This window comes from Yersinia pekkanenii (assembly GCF_001152565.1).
GTDB classification, from domain to species: domain Bacteria; phylum Pseudomonadota; class Gammaproteobacteria; order Enterobacterales; family Enterobacteriaceae; genus Yersinia; species Yersinia pekkanenii.
In genome coordinates, this window is record NZ_CQAZ01000004.1 from 1 (window position 1) to 15,792 (window position 15,792).

The following is a 15,792-nucleotide window of genomic DNA, read 5'->3' on the forward strand; positions in this document are numbered from 1 at the left end:
TAAAGCCCATCAAGCAGGCCGAGTGGAAGGGGTACAAGAAATGGCCCTGAAGATTGCCAGCTCGATGCTCGCTAATGGTTATGACCGCACTGAAGTCATGAAGCTGACAGGTCTGAGCGATAAAGAACTGGCACAAATTTGCCATTAAGTTATTAGCTAAATCTCTACTTTTAACAGGCGATGTTGCCTTAAACGTCGTCTGTTTGCGCTGTTTATTACCCCTTTCCCTTTTTATTTCTTACTCTTTGTTGCCTCATCCATCTTTAACGCATCACCACGATAACTGCCTATTTTTACAGAAAAAATGTTTGTCCTAAAGTGATGTGGGTTGATTGCACAGCAGAACGTCGCTGAGCTATAGTCACGCCGCAGCGGCAAAATCCGCTGTCGGGATTAGCGTCCCGGAATTTACCAAAGCGCACGACCGTAGACACGGCTATTATGTGCGGCACAGTGACACCTGTAATAGGTAAGAAACGGTGAACTGGGTGGGGGCATCGCAAGATGCGCCGGGGTCTTTGGTAGCCGGTTACGCTAACCCCACCCAGTTCACTACCCTCTGAGGTTAGCGTCTCTTGGTGGTGATTAATCCCCTACCAAAGAGGTAGTCATCATGGATTCGACGACTCAATATCTATCATTATTTACCTGCAATATCATTGTTATTCCCATACCTGTTTCTTCATCTGCCCTTCTGCTGCCGGAGGTGCGCTATGTATGATGACACTCCCCGCGAACGCGAAGTAGAAGAACTTATCGACCACTGCCGGGCGCTGATTTACGCCATCGTTACCGGCCATCACCATTACGCGCGCCAGCGGTGATAAGCACAGCTTCCGGGTGGCTGACCGTGACGCCTACACCGGCGTTACCGCTTACTGGCTGGATCTCAACTACGGCAAGCCACAAAAAACCAGCGTTCGCCGCAAGCGAAAGACCACCACACCACCTAAAGTAAAAACACCGGCATCGAGCAGCAAAGAGGGAAATTATCTGGAAGGTGTCGAGGGGAATGTGTTTGTGATGCGGGAAACATTCAAGACGGAACGGGCCGCCCGTCGCGCCGCGCGTTGATCGAAACTGCAACGGGGTGTGGCTGAATTTACCATGACGCTGGTACGCGGTCGTGCTGACTTATTTCCGGAACTGCCCGCCGTGATGCAGGGATTTAAACCGAAGATTGACCAGGCGGCGTGGATCATTACCCAAGTCACGCACACTATCGGGGATAATGGTTTTACTACCGCGTTGAATTTTGAAGTGAAGATATCCAGTTGGGATATGGTAGGGGAAGCAGCAGAGGAAAAGAATTCGGAGAATGAATAGATTATACTTTAGCCAAGTAATAAAAGGTTGGAGTTATTATCATGATGTCATGCCCACAATGTGGTGCCGTTACTCGCACCCGTACCAGCAGAATGATAACCGTCAATACCAAAGAGAATGACCACCAGTGTCAAAACCTGCTTTGCAGTTGTACATTCACCACGCTGTAATCAGTCGATAAAATCCTGTCCCGCCCCAGCCGTAATAACACCGCAACCCTACCCCGCGATCTGTTTCTGCCGGGGCATTTGGGTGATGACCAATTTGATTTAGCGTTTTGATGCTCTCAGTTTTCAATCAGCCTGCCGCGTGCAGGCTTTTTTGTTTGGCTCAGGATGTCTTCTAATGGATTGCTAACCTATTAATCATTACAATCAGTTAAGTGTTAAAAACACTGAGTTGAAGTTAGCATATTAAAAACGAAATGAAATCAATAAGACTTGTGAGGCCACACAATGATGTGCCTTGCTGAAACCTCTCAGCAAATTCAGTGCGCTGATTATGATTGTCTTTGAAATTTAGAAGGATTACACATTATGTCAAACATGGTTTTTTGCCGTGGGTGCGGTAAAGAAATACATGAATCAGCAAGAGCTTGCCCAAGTTGCGGTGCAACTCAAAAAGTCACGGGTGAGAGAAATCGTATGGTTGCGGCTCTTCTGGCGTTTTTTCTTGGCGGATTCGGCGCACACAAATTTTATCTAGGTAAGATTGGACAGGGATTTTTATATCTCATTTTTTGCTGGACATTCATTCCATCAATTATCGCCTTCATTGAATTCATTATTTATCTTTGCAATTCAGATGAAGAGTTTGCCCGAAAATACGGTTAGCATAAATTGGGTAATGAGCTCTAGCCACATGCACGCTCATAGCAACAGAGCAACAGAGCAACAGAGCAACAAGACCTTAAGTTGCGGCCAGAATGTGGGCAGTGAAAATAAATAATTCAATAAAATCAATGTAAAAAAGACAAAAAAAGGGAGGCTTTCGCCTCCCCTTCGCACTCCCCAAACCTACATTAATGGTTACGAATGTACTCGTCCATATCTGTTTTCAGGTTATCCGATTTCGTCCCGAAGATAGCCTGAACACCAGAACCTGCGACAACAACGCCGGCAGCACCCAGTTTCTTCAGACCCGCCTGGTCAACCTTGGATACATCGGCCACGCTGACTCGCAGACGGGTGATGCAAGCATCCAAGTTAGTAATGTTTTCTTTACCGCCAAACGCATTGACCAGTGCCGCTGACATTTCTGTGCCGCTCTGTACCGTTTGCTCAGTAGAGGTATCTTCACGGCCCGGTGTTTTCAGATCCAGTTTGGCAATCAACACCCGGAAGATGGTGTAGTACACCAGACCGTAGCAGATACCCACCAGAGGGAACAGCCAGATTCGGCTGCTGTTGCCACTCAGTACGATGAAGTCGATCAGACCGTGGGAGAAGCTAGTACCGTCACGCATCCCAAGCAGGATACAGATTGGGAAGGCCAGACCGGCCAAAATTGCATGAATAACATACAAAATTGGCGCCACGAACATGAAGGAAAATTCGATTGGTTCGGTGATACCGGTCAGGAATGAGGTCAATGCAGCGGAGATCATGATCCCGCCCACTTTTGCCCGGTTTTCCGGTTTGGCTGAATGCCAAATGGCAATGGCGGCAGCTGGCAGACCGTACATTTTGAACAGGAAGCCACCAGACAGTTTACCCGCAGTTGGGTCACCAGCCATGTAGCGTGGGATATCACCGTGGAATACCTGACCCGCTGCGTTGGTATATTCACCAATTTGCATTTGGAATGGTACGTTCCAGATATGATGCAGACCGAATGGTACCAGCGCACGTTCCACCACACCGTAGATACCAAAGGCCACTACCGAGTTCTGGTAAGCTGCCCACTGGGAGAATGTCTGGATCGCTGTACCGATAGGTGGCCACACGAAGGACAGCAGTACACCCAGGAAGATGGCGGTGAAACCAGAAATAATCGGAACGAAGCGTTTACCCGCAAAAAAGCCTAGATATTCAGGTAACTGAATACGGTAGAAGCGGTTAAACATGTAGGCAGCTATAGAACCGGCAATAATCCCGCCCAACACACCCGTATCGGCTAAATGCTTGGCAGCTATCTCTTCTGCCGGCAGATGCAAGACCAGAGGTGCTACCACAGCCATGGTTTTCACCATGATGCCGTAAGCAACAACTGCCGCTAACGCGGATACACCGTCGTTATTGGTAAAGCCAAGTGCAACGCCAATAGCAAAGATTAATGGCATGTTAGCAAAGACGGAACCGCCTGCTTCGGCCATGACATGAGAGACAACTGTTGGTAGCCAGCTAAAATTCGCGGAACCGACACCCAGCAGAATACCTGCGATGGGTAACACCGATACCGGTAGCATTAGCGATTTACCTACCTTCTGTAGGTTTGCAAATGCGTTCTTAAACATAATTGAGTGTGCTCCTGAGTAATAGTACTTTTCTGCTTTTTCTCGCGTTATTAATTCCGCGTTATGGCGTTACAAAAGGGGGGAGTAAGCCTTTGCGAATAAGGGTGTCTAAAGCACCCCTTTAATTTTTACGAAGAGTAAAATAAATAGCCTGCTTAATGTTTGATGGCAGTCACGTTTCTTCCAACAAAGCGCATAACTTGATACAAAATGCGCGTTTTTTGTAAAAAAACGTCAGTAAGAGCTGCCCTCACCCCATAAATCGGGTGAGAACATTACTCGTTTCGGCGATTAATTACGAGATTAAAAAAAAGTATTATTAAGGGAGTTGGGGCATTTCATTGGATAGCGTTGAAGACTCCAGATGAAATAATCGGCAGAAGTTATCTGTGGTGGCTTGCGCCAGTGATTCAAGACTCACGCCTTTCAGTACCGCCATATATTCTGCAACATCACGGACATAGGCCGGTTGATTTTCTTTACCACGGTGAGGAACCGGGGCCAGATAAGGCGAATCTGTTTCTACCAACAACCGGTCCAACGGAACATAGCGGGCAACATCACGCAGTTGTTCTGCATTACGGAAGGTGAGGATCCCTGAGAAGGAGATATAAAAACCGAGGTCTAACAGCGTTGCGGCCGTCGCTTTATCTTCTGTAAAGCAATGTAATACGCCACCGCACTCCTGCGCCTGTTCTTCATGCAAAATGGCGAGGGTATCTTCACGAGCATCACGCGTATGCACAATGACCGGTTTATTTAATTCGCGGCCAATACGAATATGCTCGCGGAAGGAGGCTTGTTGCAGCGGGATATTATCTTGCTGATAAAAATAATCCAGCCCAGTTTCACCCATTGCGACCACATTATCTGCTGCCGCAAGCACTCTGAGTTGCTGAAAATCATAACCACCGTCAAGATTCAGCGGATGAACACCACAGGAAAATGCGACATTCTTTCGCTCGCCGATGAGGGTGGTCATCGCGGTAAAGCCCGGTAATGTCGTGGCAACCGCCAGAACAAAACCCACATCCCGTGCATTGGCTTTAGCTAATACATCATCGACACTACGGTGTAAGGTCTGGTAATCAAGACTATCAAGATGACAGTGAGAATCTACTAACAACATAATATTTAACTCTTCCATACTCTTCGCACTTTACGCCGCAGGGGTGTTAGCTACGCTCACTCACCCAAATCACTTACTTGAGTAAGCTCATTGGGATCCTCTTGCTTGCCGCCTACCTGCAACGCCAATGACTTTGAGTATTTAATTAAGATAAGGTGGAATAAGTGCCGGTGGTCAGGGCGGTTTCCCAATTGAGCAAAAACTCGGTGAGTAATAACTCACGATTGACACCAACCACAGATAATAACTGATGACGGCAATGACCCAACTGTTGAGCTGACTGGAGCAATACCGGTGTCGTAGCTATTTGTGCCCATTGCTGCACCAGTGATAATTGATCCTGATTAACCGCGAACTCACCCGCGCCCTGCTGCCATTTTAACGCGTCCAGCACTAGCGAAGTGATCCATTGCAGGCGATCTGGCGCATCATCATGATTCAGTTGCGGTAATAACGACAGTAAATCTGAACTATACAGTGCGCTGCTCAGCGCGCCGCACAAGGTGGCTCTGATGGCCCAACGATCCGGTTGCAGCAAACGCTCTGCTGCCAGTGGTGCGCCTTCACTCAATTTAAGTGCTGCCAGCACTGCGATCGGTTCTGCCTGAACCTGTCGATGCAGCCATTGCAGACTAAGTGTGCTATCCGGGCAAGCCAGATGCCAGTAAAAACAACGGCTACGCAATGTCGCTAACAAACTGGCGGGTTGGTGGCAATCCAACAGGAAATACGTTTTCTCCGGTGGCTCTTCCAGCGTTTTCAGCAAAGCATTCGCGGCTGCATCGGTCAGCAGCTCAGCATGTGGCAACCACACCACTTTAGTCCCGCCTTGATGCGCATGAGAATAGAGCTTATCAATCTGCTGGCGCACCAGCTCAACGCCGAGACTACTTTTGCCTTTTTCGGGAGCCAACATATACCAATCTGGATGGTTGCCTGCCAGCATCAAACGGCAGCTATGGCATTCGCCACAGCTTTTCTCACCTTGTCGTTGCTGGCACATCAACCAACGGCTAAGGCCATAGATCAGCGCATCTTCGCCATTACCAGGCAAAGAATGCAGCAATAATGCATGGTGCCCGCGCCCGGCAATATGTTGCCCTATTAGCTGACGATAAGGTGCAGTAAGCCACGGATACCATTTCATTACAGGACTTCCCGGCTGGACAGCCATTGGCTAAGCACCTGACGGATAGATGCACTCACCTGCGCAAGAGACTGTGAAGCATCAATGGTTTTAATATTGGGATCCACAGCGGCCAAGGCAAGATAACGCGCGCGGGTGCGTTCAAAAAAGGCCAATGACTCTTGTTCAATACGATCCAATTCGCCACGCGCACGGGCGCGCGCCAGCCCCACCACCGGAGGCAAGTCCAGATACAGCGTCAAATCAGGGCGGAACTCACCTAGCACCGTATCACGTAACGATGTCATCAGTTGGCTATCAATACCGCGCCCCCCGCCCTGATAGGCCTGAGAGGACAGATCATGACGATCCCCCACCACCCAATTACCTTGGGCCAATGCAGGTTTAATCACGTTTTCAACTAATTGCACCCGAGCGGCATAGAGCATCAAGACCTCGGCTTTGTCCGTCAGAACTTCACCGTCAATACCTTGTTTAATCAAATCACGCAGCTTTTCAGCCAACGGCGTCCCCCCCGGTTCACGGGTAAAGACAATATCGTTAATCCCTTGGGCGCGCAGTGTAGCCACCACCACGTCTCTGGCAGTGGTTTTCCCTGCCCCTTCAAGCCCTTCAATAACGATAAATTTACTGTTCATTTTTATCCTTGAGCGATTGACGATAAACCCGTACTGCTTGGTTATGACTGGCTAAATTAGTGCTGAATGTGTGCCCGCCTTTGCCATCGGCCACAAAGTAGAGGTAAGCAGTTTTAGCTGGATGAGCGGCGGCAGTCAGTGAGGCCAAGCCTGGCATCGCAATCGGGGTCGGCGGCAAACCGGAAATCACGTAGGTATTATAAGGTGTCGGGGTATCTAAGTCTTTACGACTAATATTGCCATTATATTTATCACCCATACCGTAGATGACCGTCGGATCCGTTTGCAGGCGCATACCAATCCGCAAGCGATTAACAAATACGGATGCAACTTTGGTTCGTTCTTCATTTACGGCGGTTTCTTTTTCAATGATTGATGCCATCGTGACCAGATCGTCCGGTGTCTTATAAGGTAAAGACTCATCACGTCCTTGCCAAATTTCATCAACGGTCTTTTCCATCTTCACATGGGCGCGTTTCAGTAACGCGAGGTCAGTCGTGCCAGCCGTATAGGAATAGGTATCTGGGTAGAGCCAGCCTTCGGGGTGCTCACGGTCTTTCAACCCCAACAACGCCGCAATCTCGGCATCACTCTTCCCTGCCAATACCTGTGTTACGTATTTTGATTGCTGCAATTCATCCAGCCAATCACGCAGCCGCTTACCTTCAATAAAGCGCACGGTAAATTGTGCTTCCTTTCCGCTGGCGAGCAGTTCTAACATGCCGCGCACCGTCATTCCAGGGGTAAACCGATAAGTCCCCGCCTTGAACTTGGCCAACTCAGGCTCGATACGTAATAACCAGGGGAATAAACGGGTATTTTCAATCAGGTGATCGCGTTGCAGCAGATGCTCTAATGCAACCCGCCCGGTACCTGCCGGGAGTGTAAATAGAGTCTCTTGCTTGATAGCCAACGGCTGGTTCGCAAACTGCTGTACTTTCTGATAACCCAACAGCAGTAATCCCAAACAGATAGCAATAAAAAGGATCAACGCTCTGGTGCTTTTTAGTTTCATCGGGCGACCATCTTCAAATTAAATGTAGTTATAAATGCTATAAATTAAAACCGTCATGATGCTTAAACGTCGCAACAATGCAGGTTCAGGAAATCAAATAATTGCCGCGAGTTATAAACCCATGTCTCGGCACTCTTCACTGGGAGTAGCGGCATCAACGCGTTACACAGGATAACTTCATCCGCATCAGCCAGCACACTCAATGGCTGCGCCACTATTGCCACCGGCCAGCCATGGCGGGCCAGACAGCTAATAATCCGCTGGCGCATTATACCGTCAACACCTGACTGGCTAAGGTCAGGGGTAAATATCTTATCTTTTTTACGCCAGAATAAATTAGCCGCACAGCATTCCACCAGCATACCTTCAGTGTCAAGTACCAGCGCCTCATCGGCCTCTGTCTGCTCAAGATGCATGCGAATCAAGACTTGCTCAAGGCGATTTAGATGTTTAATGCCTGCCAGCAATGGGCTGCGGGCCAAAGGCACCGGGCTTAACGCCAATGAAATACCTCTATCACGCCAGCTATGGTAGTGAGCCGGGTAATCACTAAGCGAGATAACCCGCGTAGGATGTTGACATACCGGAGCACTGTAACCCCGGCCACCAATACCCCGGCTAATAATCACTTTCAGCACACCGTCTTTGGTATGATTTGCGGCCTCAACCATCTCATTGGTTAAAGCATCCCAGTTTACTGCGGACATCAACAGGCGCTTAGTCGCCTGCTGCAAACGCTGTATGTGCGCATCAAGCCACACCACTCGACCACCAGCTACTCTGGCGGTAGTAAAGCACCCATCACCAAACTGCACCGCGCGGTCTGACGCTGAAATAAAATTTTGTTCAACACCATTAATCCAGAACATTCAGATTCTCTTTAAATGGGATGGTCGTATTGGCTCTATATTCAATTAGGGTACAGGTATTGCCCATAAGTATAAATTGTACCTGCTGACAGTATCAGATTTAAGCCAGTGGCTGTTTGCGGATTTGTCTCTTATTGAGATAATTATTATGGAGGGATGTTATGACTGAAGCTTGGCTAAGCGAATAAAAGACCCGGAGAACCGGGTCTTTTAAGCAGTTGGCGTTTAACGACGGTCTATACTTTGCGGAAAACCAAAGAGCCGTTAGTACCACCGAAGCCGAAGGAGTTACACAACGTGTACTCCATATTGTTTACCTGACGGCCGTCATGCGGAACAAAATCCAAATTACAGCCTTCATCTGGGTTATCCAGATTAATGGTTGGCGGAATGGCCTGATCACGCAACGCCAGCACGGTGAAGATAGACTCAACGGCACCTGCGGCACCTAATAAGTGCCCAGTCATAGATTTGGTGGAACTGACCATCACTTTATGGGCATCTTCACCAAATACAGACTTAACAGCCTGCGTCTCGGCTTTATCACCAGCGGGAGTTGATGTGCCGTGGGCATTGATATAACCAATTTGAGAGGTGGTTACTCCCGCGTCACGTAAAGCATTCACCATGGCCAGAGCTGCACCAGAACCGTCTTCTGGCGGAGAGGTCATGTGGTAGGCATCGCTGCTCATACCAAACCCAACAACTTCAGCATAGATTTTCGCGCCGCGTTTCTTGGCGTGTTCATACTCTTCCAACACCATCATGCCTGCGCCATCACCCAGCACGAAGCCGTCACGGTCTTTATCCCATGGACGACTTGCTGCCTGCGGGTTATCGTTGCGGGTAGACAATGCACGAGCCGCACCAAAACCACCGACACCTAATGGTGTACTGGCTTTTTCAGCCCCACCCGCCACCATGACATCAGCATCATTGTAAGCAATGATGCGTGCCGCGTGACCAATGTTGTGTACACCAGAAGTACAGGCAGTCGCAATAGAAATGCTTGGCCCACGCAGACCATACATTATGGTCAAGTGACCGGCAATCATGTTAACGATGGTTGAAGGCACGAAGAATGGGCTAATTTTACGTGGCCCGCCATTCACCAACGAGGTATGGTTTTCTTCAATCAGACCCAACCCACCAATACCAGAACCAATAGCGGCACCGATACGGAAAGCGTTAGCTTCTGTTACTTCAAGCCCGGAGTCTTGCATGGCTTGTATGCCAGCAGCAACACCGTACTGTATGAAAGCATCCATTTTGCGTGCATCTTTACGCGAAATGTAATCTTCACAATTAAAATCTTTTACTAAGCCAGCAAATCGCGTTGCATAGGCACTAGTATCGAAATGGTCGATCAGGCTGATGCCACTCTGCCCGGCAAGCACAGCTTTCCATGTGGATTCGACTGTATTACCGACAGGAGACAACATGCCCAGTCCAGTCACAACAACTCGACGCTTAGACACGGTTGTCCTCCAGGGAGGGAAAATAACACTTAGGACAAAAAAAACTTAGGCGGTCGAGTGACCGCCTAACTATCTAAACTTAAAGCATGTTCGCTTACTGCTGATTAGCGTTGATAAAATCAATAGCTGCCTGAACAGTAGTGATTTTTTCTGCTTCTTCGTCTGGGATTTCGGTATCAAACTCTTCTTCCAGAGCCATTACCAGCTCAACGGTATCCAGAGAATCCGCGCCAAGATCTTCAACGAAAGAAGCACTGTTCTTCACTTCGTCTTCTTTAACACCCAGTTGTTCAACGATGATTTTCTTAACGCGTTCTTCGATAGTGCTCATACTCTTAAATTTCCTATCAAAACTCGCTTTCGCGATGGTTTTTGTAGTGTATAAAATGTTGAAAAAGATGCAACTAAATCTCGGCTGGTCAAACCACGATTTTGCGCTATTTTGCGGTTTCCACCCCAAATAATGCAAATACTTTCGTGATTTTTAAATCATATACATGCCACCATTGACATGTAACGTTTCACCAGAGATATAGCTGGCCTCGTCAGAGGCTAAAAATGCAACAGCGCTGGCGATTTCTTTAGCTTGCCCAAGCCGGTTAGCTGGTACTTGGGCTAAAATGCCTGCGCGTTGATCATCTGTCAACGCCGTCGTCATATCCGTCTCAATAAAGCCAGGTGCCACAACGTTGACAGTAATGCCACGTGAAGCAACCTCACGCGCCAAAGACTTACTAAAGCCGATCAAACCCGCTTTAGCTGCCGCGTAGTTAACCTGCCCCGCATTGCCCATTGTCCCGACTACAGACCCAATGGTGATGATGCGCCCAAACCGCTTCTTCATCATAGCGCGCATTACCGCTTTTGACAGACGGAATACGGAAGTCAGATCGGTGTCAATAATATCCTGCCACTCTTCATCCTTCATACGCATCAGCAGGTTATCACGCGTAATACCTGCATTATTCACTAAAATATCGACTTCGCCAAATTCTGCACGAATCGCTGTCAATACCTGGTCGATCGACGTGAGATCCACGACGTTCAACATATAGCCTTTTCCGTTCTCACCCAAATAGTCGCTAATCGCTTCTGCGCCCTTTTCACTGGTCGCCGTACCAATAACACGGGCACCGCGTTCAGCCAATAATTCTGCAATCGCACGGCCAATACCGCGGCTAGCGCCGGTTACCAGCGCAATTTTTCCTTCGAAGCTCATGTTACCCTCTTTCTTCGTTTTCAAGCGCATTGGTCAGCGTGGCAACATCGTTTACCGGTGCTGCTGCTAATGTATCAACGATACGCTTGGTCAAGCCAGTCAAGACCTTACCCGGCCCAACTTCTAACAGCCGCTCAACGCCTTCTGACGCCATAAATTCTACACTTTCAGTCCAACGTACCGGATTATATAACTGACGCACCAGCGCGCTACGAATCGCTTCTGGTGACACTTCCGTGTTCACATCTACGTTGTTCACCACCGGGAATACCGGTGCCTGGAATTCAATATTTTCCAGTGCGACTGCCAGCTTATCTGCCGCAGGCTTCATCAGCGCACAATGAGACGGTACACTGACCGGTAAAGATAAGGCGCGCTTGGCACCAAAGGCTTTACAAGCAGCAGCGGCGCGCTCTACCGCGTCTTTGTTACCGGCAATAACCACCTGGCCCGGTGAGTTAAAGTTGACTGGCGAGACAACCTGCCCTTGTGCCGCTTCTTCGCAGGCTTTGGCAATGGATTCATTATCCAGACCAATAATTGCGTACATCGCACCGGTACCTTCAGGCACCGCTTCCTGCATCAGCTTGCCGCGCAGTTCAACCAGACTGACCGCCTGTTTGAAATCCAGCACGCCAGCACAAACCAGAGCCGAGTATTCACCCAAACTATGGCCTGCCATCAGCGCTGGCGGTTTACCGCCTTTATGTTGCCAAACGCGCCAAATAGCGACAGATGCAGTAAGCAATGCTGGCTGTGTCTGCCAAGTTTTATTTAATTCTTCTGCCGGACCTTGTTGCACCAACTGCCAGAGGGAGTAGCCCAGAACTGACGACGCTTCACTGAAGGTCGCTTCAACTATCGGAAATTGTGCGGCCAAATCGGCCACCATGCCAAGGGATTGAGAGCCCTGGCCTGGAAATACCATTGCAAATTTCGACATTTTGCTTTCCTGTTAAATCAAAAAAGGTCCTGTTAAATTAAAAACGAACCAGCGCTGAGCCCCAGGTAAAGCCACCGCCAAACGCTTCCAGCAGCACCAGCTGCCCACGTTGAATACGCCCATCCCGTACCGCTTCGTCCAGCGCTGCAGGTACTGAGGCCGCAGAGGTGTTGCCATGACGATCAAGGGTGATCACCACTTTATCCATCCCCATGCCTAATTTTTTAGCCGTTGCACTGATAATGCGCAGGTTAGCCTGATGCGGCACCAACCAATCAAGCGCGGTACGATCCAGATTATTAGCCTGCAATGTCTCGTCCACAATGTGGGCAAGCTCGGTCACTGCAACTTTAAAGACTTCATTACCCGCCATGGTGACATAGGCTGGTTGCTCTTGCTGTTGACGATCCTGATATGGTAGTGCGAGTAATTCGCCATACTTACCATCAGCGTGCAAATGGGTCGAGAGGATGCCAGGCTCCGTTGATGCGCCTAATACTACTGCACCTGCGCCATCACCAAACAGAATGATCGTGCCTCGGTCTTCTGGATTCAATGCGCGAGATAACACATCTGAACCAATGACAAGAGCATGTTTTACCGCACCACTTTTCACGTACTGATCGGCAACACTCAGCGCATAGGTAAAACCAGCACATGCCGCCGCCAAATCGAAAGAAGCCGCATCTTTAATCTCCAACATCTGCTGCACCTGGCAAGCAGAGCTTGGAAAAGCATGGCTTGACGAAGTGGTTGCCACGATAATCAACCCGATATCGTTATTCGCGATACCGGCCATCTCCAGCGCTTTTTTAGCCGCATGGCAACCCATGGTAGCGACTGTTTCATTCAGGCCGGCAATACGCCGCTCACGAATACCGGTTCGAGTGACAATCCACTCGTCCGACGTATCCACCATTTTTTCTAAATCAGCATTGCTGCGCACTTGTACGGGCAGATAACTCCCCGTACCGAGAATCTTAGTATACATGTACGATCAGTCACTCTTGGGTAAAACCGCTTCAAGGCGCGCGGCAATTCTTTCAGGAACTTGCCGCTGCACCGCCTGTACAGCCTGTTCGATAGCAACCGCAAATGCGCGTTGATTCGCAGCGCCGTGACTCTTGATTACAATACCCCGTAATCCTAACAGACATGCACCATTATACTGGTCGGGGTTCAAATGGCCGAACCGCTTCGTCACCCGTTTTTGCAGCCAACGCCCAATGAGTTTAAGCCACCAAGACTGTTTGCTACCTTCGCCCGATGATTTGAGCAGTGACAAGAACATTCTTATCACACCTTCCATGGTCTTTAGAGTGACGTTACCCACGAAGCCGTCACAAACCATCACATCAGTCTTACCTGTGAGCAAATCATTGCCCTCCAGATAACCAATATAGTTGATCGCCGGTGTATTTTTTAATACTGCGGCGGCTTCGCGGATATTATCCAGCCCCTTGGTTTCCTCTTCGCCGATATTCAGCAAAGCAACACGAGGATTCGCTATTCCCACAACTTCTTCTGCCATCACTGAGCCCATGACGGCAAATTGCACCAACATCGTGCTATCACACTCAACATTCGCACCCAAATCCAGTACCACGGTTTTGCTACGTTGTTGATTGGGGATCACCGTCATTAACGCCGGGCGCTCTATTCCATCCAGTGGCTTGATAAGCATCTTCGCCAACCCCATCAGTGCCCCAGTATTCCCTGCGCTCACACAAGCTGCCGCTTTACCATTTTTGACCAGCTCCAACGCGATACGCATTGAGGTACCACGGCTGGCGCGAATGGCTTGTGAGGGCTTAGCATCGCCAGCAATAACATGCTCAGCGGGGATGACTTGTAACCGCTCCAGCAACAAAGGATTGGCATTAACAAGTAACGGAGTGAGAGTGTCGGGGTTCCCGACCAACAGGAGTTTAAGTTGTGGATTAGAGGCCAGCGCCTGCAATGAAGCAGGCACTGTGACGTGGGGACCGAAATCCCCACCCATTGCATCTAACGCTAGGGTTAGACAAGTCAAGGTATCGCCTTGCTAAAAATTAGCAAGTATTACTCAGCCGATAACCTTGCGGCCGCGGTAGAAACCATCGGCTGTGATGTGGTGACGCAGGTGAGTTTCACCGGAAGTTTTGTCCACAGACAGAGTGGCGGTGGTCAGCGCATCGTGTGAACGACGCATGCCACGTTTGGAACGAGTTGGTTTGTTTTGTTGTACGGCCATTGACCTTACTCCTTAATTACTTTCTTTAAACTGGCTAATACGGCAAATGGATTAGGTTTCTCCACCTCTTCAGGTAGTTTGCCAAATACCATGTCCGCCTCGGACACTTCACAGTGTTCAGAATCATGTACCGGAACGACAGGCAGTGAAAGAATAATTTCGTCTTCAATCATAGCCAGCAGATCAACTTCGCCAAATTCGTCGACTTCGATCGGCTCGTACGCTTCCGGTAATGCTTCAGCCTGCTCATCATTGATGACCGGGCTAAAACAATACGTTGTATGAACATGGTGCGCAAACGTGCCACCACAGCGCTGACACATCAATGTTACATCGACGTCCGCATGACCTGTAATAACCGCCAGGCGCTGATTATCGATATTAAACGATAATGAGGCCACAACATCGCTGTCCACACTTACCACTGAATCGGCTACTCGTGTAACCTGCTCAGGTGAATAGATACCTGCGTAATCTAAACGTTTCTGAGCGGTACGAACCGCATCAATGGTTAGGGGTAATTTTACCTTTTGCATAGGGCGCGCATATTAACTTTGTAACGACATAGAGTCAAAGAAAAAGGCCGTTTTACCGCACCTTTCACCAATATTCGCTTCCGAAGCGACAGACAGTTTAAAATGCCTGATTAAATTACGCCATGGTTTATGGAAAATATTATGCCGCAACTGGTTCTTGCTTCAACCTCACCCTATCGCAGTGCCTTGCTGGCAAAGCTGCAATTGCCCTTTGTTACCGCCGCGCCAGAGACCGATGAAACCCCGCTACCATCCGAAACCGCGGACGCGCTGGTCCAGCGTCTGGCGATCGCAAAAGCCCAAGCACTGGCCGGGCGTTATCCACAACATAAGATAATCGGCTCAGATCAAGTATGCGTAATTAACGGGGCGATCGTCGGGAAACCCCATAACCATGCCAATGCGGTGAAACAATTACAGCAAGCCAGTGGACAATGTGTCACTTTTTATACTGGCCTGGCACTGATCAATACAGCAACCACCCGTATTAATTGCCTCTGTGAAACCTTTGACGTTTATTTCCGCACCTTGAGTGATGCAGAAATAAACGGTTATTTGACACGAGAACAACCGTGGAATTGTGCCGGCAGTTTTAAAAGCGAAGGTTTGGGTATCACGCTGTTTGATCGTCTGTCAGGCCGTGATCCCAATACTCTCGTCGGTCTGCCATTAATCGCCCTCACCCAAATGCTGATCGAGCAAGGGATAAATCCGCTACTACAAATATAAATAAGTCAAAAAAACAGGGCGCGTCATTGTGAACTGCGCCCTGCTGTTTCAATCAGTAATTACTGCAATTTATTT

General features: G+C 48.9%; 18 protein-coding genes and 2 pseudogenes. 5 read left to right on the top strand and 15 right to left on the bottom strand.

Annotated features, from left to right (window positions below; genetic code table 11):
- Positions 1–148 (top strand): annotated as a pseudogene (locus AEP37_RS27140) (ISNCY family transposase); the annotation flags it as partial.
- Positions 149–662: 514 nt separating this feature from the next.
- On the opposite strand, the gene AEP37_RS26470 reads toward AEP37_RS27140, so the two are convergent.
- Complete coding sequence (locus tag AEP37_RS26470; RefSeq protein ID WP_167337928.1) at positions 663–806, bottom strand: hypothetical protein; 144 nt, start codon at positions 804–806, stop codon at positions 663–665.
- Between AEP37_RS26470 and AEP37_RS27145 the strand changes: the two are divergent.
- From AEP37_RS27145 to AEP37_RS02705, 3 genes and pseudogenes are all read left to right on the top strand, one after another.
- Positions 790–1,326, top strand: a pseudogene (locus tag AEP37_RS27145) (phage late control D family protein); the annotation flags it as partial. The gene AEP37_RS26470 and the pseudogene AEP37_RS27145 sit on opposite strands and share 17 nt — an antisense overlap.
- Positions 1,327–1,367: 41 nt before the next feature.
- The gene (locus tag AEP37_RS27150) at positions 1,368–1,496 is read left to right on the top strand and encodes an ogr/Delta-like zinc finger family protein (protein ID WP_072086230.1); all 129 of its coding nucleotides are present in this window, start codon (positions 1,368–1,370) and stop codon (positions 1,494–1,496) included.
- A gap of 366 nt (positions 1,497–1,862) precedes the next feature.
- On the top strand, positions 1,863–2,159 hold the full coding sequence (locus AEP37_RS02705; RefSeq protein ID WP_025378414.1) for a TM2 domain-containing protein: 297 nt from the start codon (positions 1,863–1,865) through the stop codon (positions 2,157–2,159).
- Positions 2,160–2,347: 188 nt separating this feature from the next.
- Here the strand turns inward: AEP37_RS02705 and ptsG are convergent, their stop codons facing one another.
- From ptsG to yceD, 14 genes are all read right to left on the bottom strand, one after another.
- Positions 2,348–3,781 carry a PTS glucose transporter subunit IIBC gene (ptsG, locus tag AEP37_RS02710; protein WP_049609490.1) on the bottom strand — a complete coding sequence of 478 codons (1,434 nt, stop codon included), beginning with the start codon at positions 3,779–3,781 and terminating at the stop codon, positions 2,348–2,350.
- Positions 3,782–4,100: 319 nt separating this feature from the next.
- Entirely contained in the window at positions 4,101–4,910 is an 810-nt protein-coding gene (locus AEP37_RS02715) for a metal-dependent hydrolase (protein ID WP_049609905.1), read from the bottom strand.
- A 145-nt stretch (positions 4,911–5,055) separates the two neighbouring features.
- The gene (holB, locus tag AEP37_RS02720; RefSeq protein WP_049609492.1) at positions 5,056–6,057 is read right to left on the bottom strand and encodes a DNA polymerase III subunit delta'; all 1,002 of its coding nucleotides are present in this window, start codon (positions 6,055–6,057) and stop codon (positions 5,056–5,058) included.
- The gene (gene tmk, locus AEP37_RS02725) at positions 6,057–6,695 is read right to left on the bottom strand and encodes a dTMP kinase (RefSeq protein ID WP_049609495.1); all 639 of its coding nucleotides are present in this window, start codon (positions 6,693–6,695) and stop codon (positions 6,057–6,059) included. The genes holB and tmk overlap by 1 nt, the downstream gene beginning before the upstream one ends.
- Positions 6,685–7,710, bottom strand: a complete 1,026-nt coding sequence (gene mltG, locus AEP37_RS02730) for an endolytic transglycosylase MltG (RefSeq protein WP_049609498.1) — start codon at positions 7,708–7,710, stop codon at positions 6,685–6,687. Before mltG ends, tmk begins: the two co-directional genes overlap by 11 nt.
- Positions 7,711–7,772: 62 nt before the next feature.
- Positions 7,773–8,579 carry an aminodeoxychorismate lyase gene (gene pabC / locus AEP37_RS02735; protein WP_049609499.1) on the bottom strand — a complete coding sequence of 269 codons (807 nt, stop codon included), beginning with the start codon at positions 8,577–8,579 and terminating at the stop codon, positions 7,773–7,775.
- Positions 8,580–8,815: 236 nt separating this feature from the next.
- Positions 8,816–10,057 (bottom strand): beta-ketoacyl-ACP synthase II, encoded by a 1,242-nt coding sequence (gene fabF, locus AEP37_RS02740; protein WP_053101930.1) that lies wholly within the window; start codon positions 10,055–10,057, stop codon positions 8,816–8,818.
- A gap of 94 nt (positions 10,058–10,151) precedes the next feature.
- A complete protein-coding gene (acpP, locus tag AEP37_RS02745; RefSeq protein ID WP_002220787.1) occupies positions 10,152–10,388 on the bottom strand; it encodes an acyl carrier protein in 237 nt (78 codons plus the stop codon).
- A gap of 153 nt (positions 10,389–10,541) precedes the next feature.
- Positions 10,542–11,276 carry a 3-oxoacyl-ACP reductase FabG gene (fabG, locus tag AEP37_RS02750; RefSeq protein ID WP_049609505.1) on the bottom strand — a complete coding sequence of 245 codons (735 nt, stop codon included), beginning with the start codon at positions 11,274–11,276 and terminating at the stop codon, positions 10,542–10,544.
- A 1-nt stretch (position 11,277) separates the two neighbouring features.
- A complete protein-coding gene (fabD, locus tag AEP37_RS02755; protein WP_049609507.1) occupies positions 11,278–12,219 on the bottom strand; it encodes an ACP S-malonyltransferase in 942 nt (313 codons plus the stop codon).
- Positions 12,220–12,256: 37 nt separating this feature from the next.
- Positions 12,257–13,210: a beta-ketoacyl-ACP synthase III gene (locus AEP37_RS02760; protein ID WP_049609509.1), complete on the bottom strand. Its 954-nt coding sequence runs from the start codon at positions 13,208–13,210 to the stop codon at positions 12,257–12,259.
- A gap of 6 nt (positions 13,211–13,216) precedes the next feature.
- Positions 13,217–14,251, bottom strand: a complete 1,035-nt coding sequence (gene plsX / locus AEP37_RS02765; protein WP_072086231.1) for a phosphate acyltransferase PlsX — start codon at positions 14,249–14,251, stop codon at positions 13,217–13,219.
- A gap of 33 nt (positions 14,252–14,284) precedes the next feature.
- On the bottom strand, positions 14,285–14,452 hold the full coding sequence (rpmF, locus tag AEP37_RS02770; protein ID WP_002210931.1) for a 50S ribosomal protein L32: 168 nt from the start codon (positions 14,450–14,452) through the stop codon (positions 14,285–14,287).
- Positions 14,453–14,457: 5 nt separating this feature from the next.
- Positions 14,458–14,988 carry a 23S rRNA accumulation protein YceD gene (yceD, locus tag AEP37_RS02775; RefSeq protein ID WP_049609516.1) on the bottom strand — a complete coding sequence of 177 codons (531 nt, stop codon included), beginning with the start codon at positions 14,986–14,988 and terminating at the stop codon, positions 14,458–14,460.
- 141 nt (positions 14,989–15,129) lie between these two features.
- Between yceD and AEP37_RS02780 the strand changes: the two genes are divergently transcribed.
- Positions 15,130–15,717, top strand: a complete 588-nt coding sequence (locus tag AEP37_RS02780; protein ID WP_049609519.1) for a Maf family protein — start codon at positions 15,130–15,132, stop codon at positions 15,715–15,717.
- Positions 15,718–15,792 lie beyond the last annotated feature (75 nt).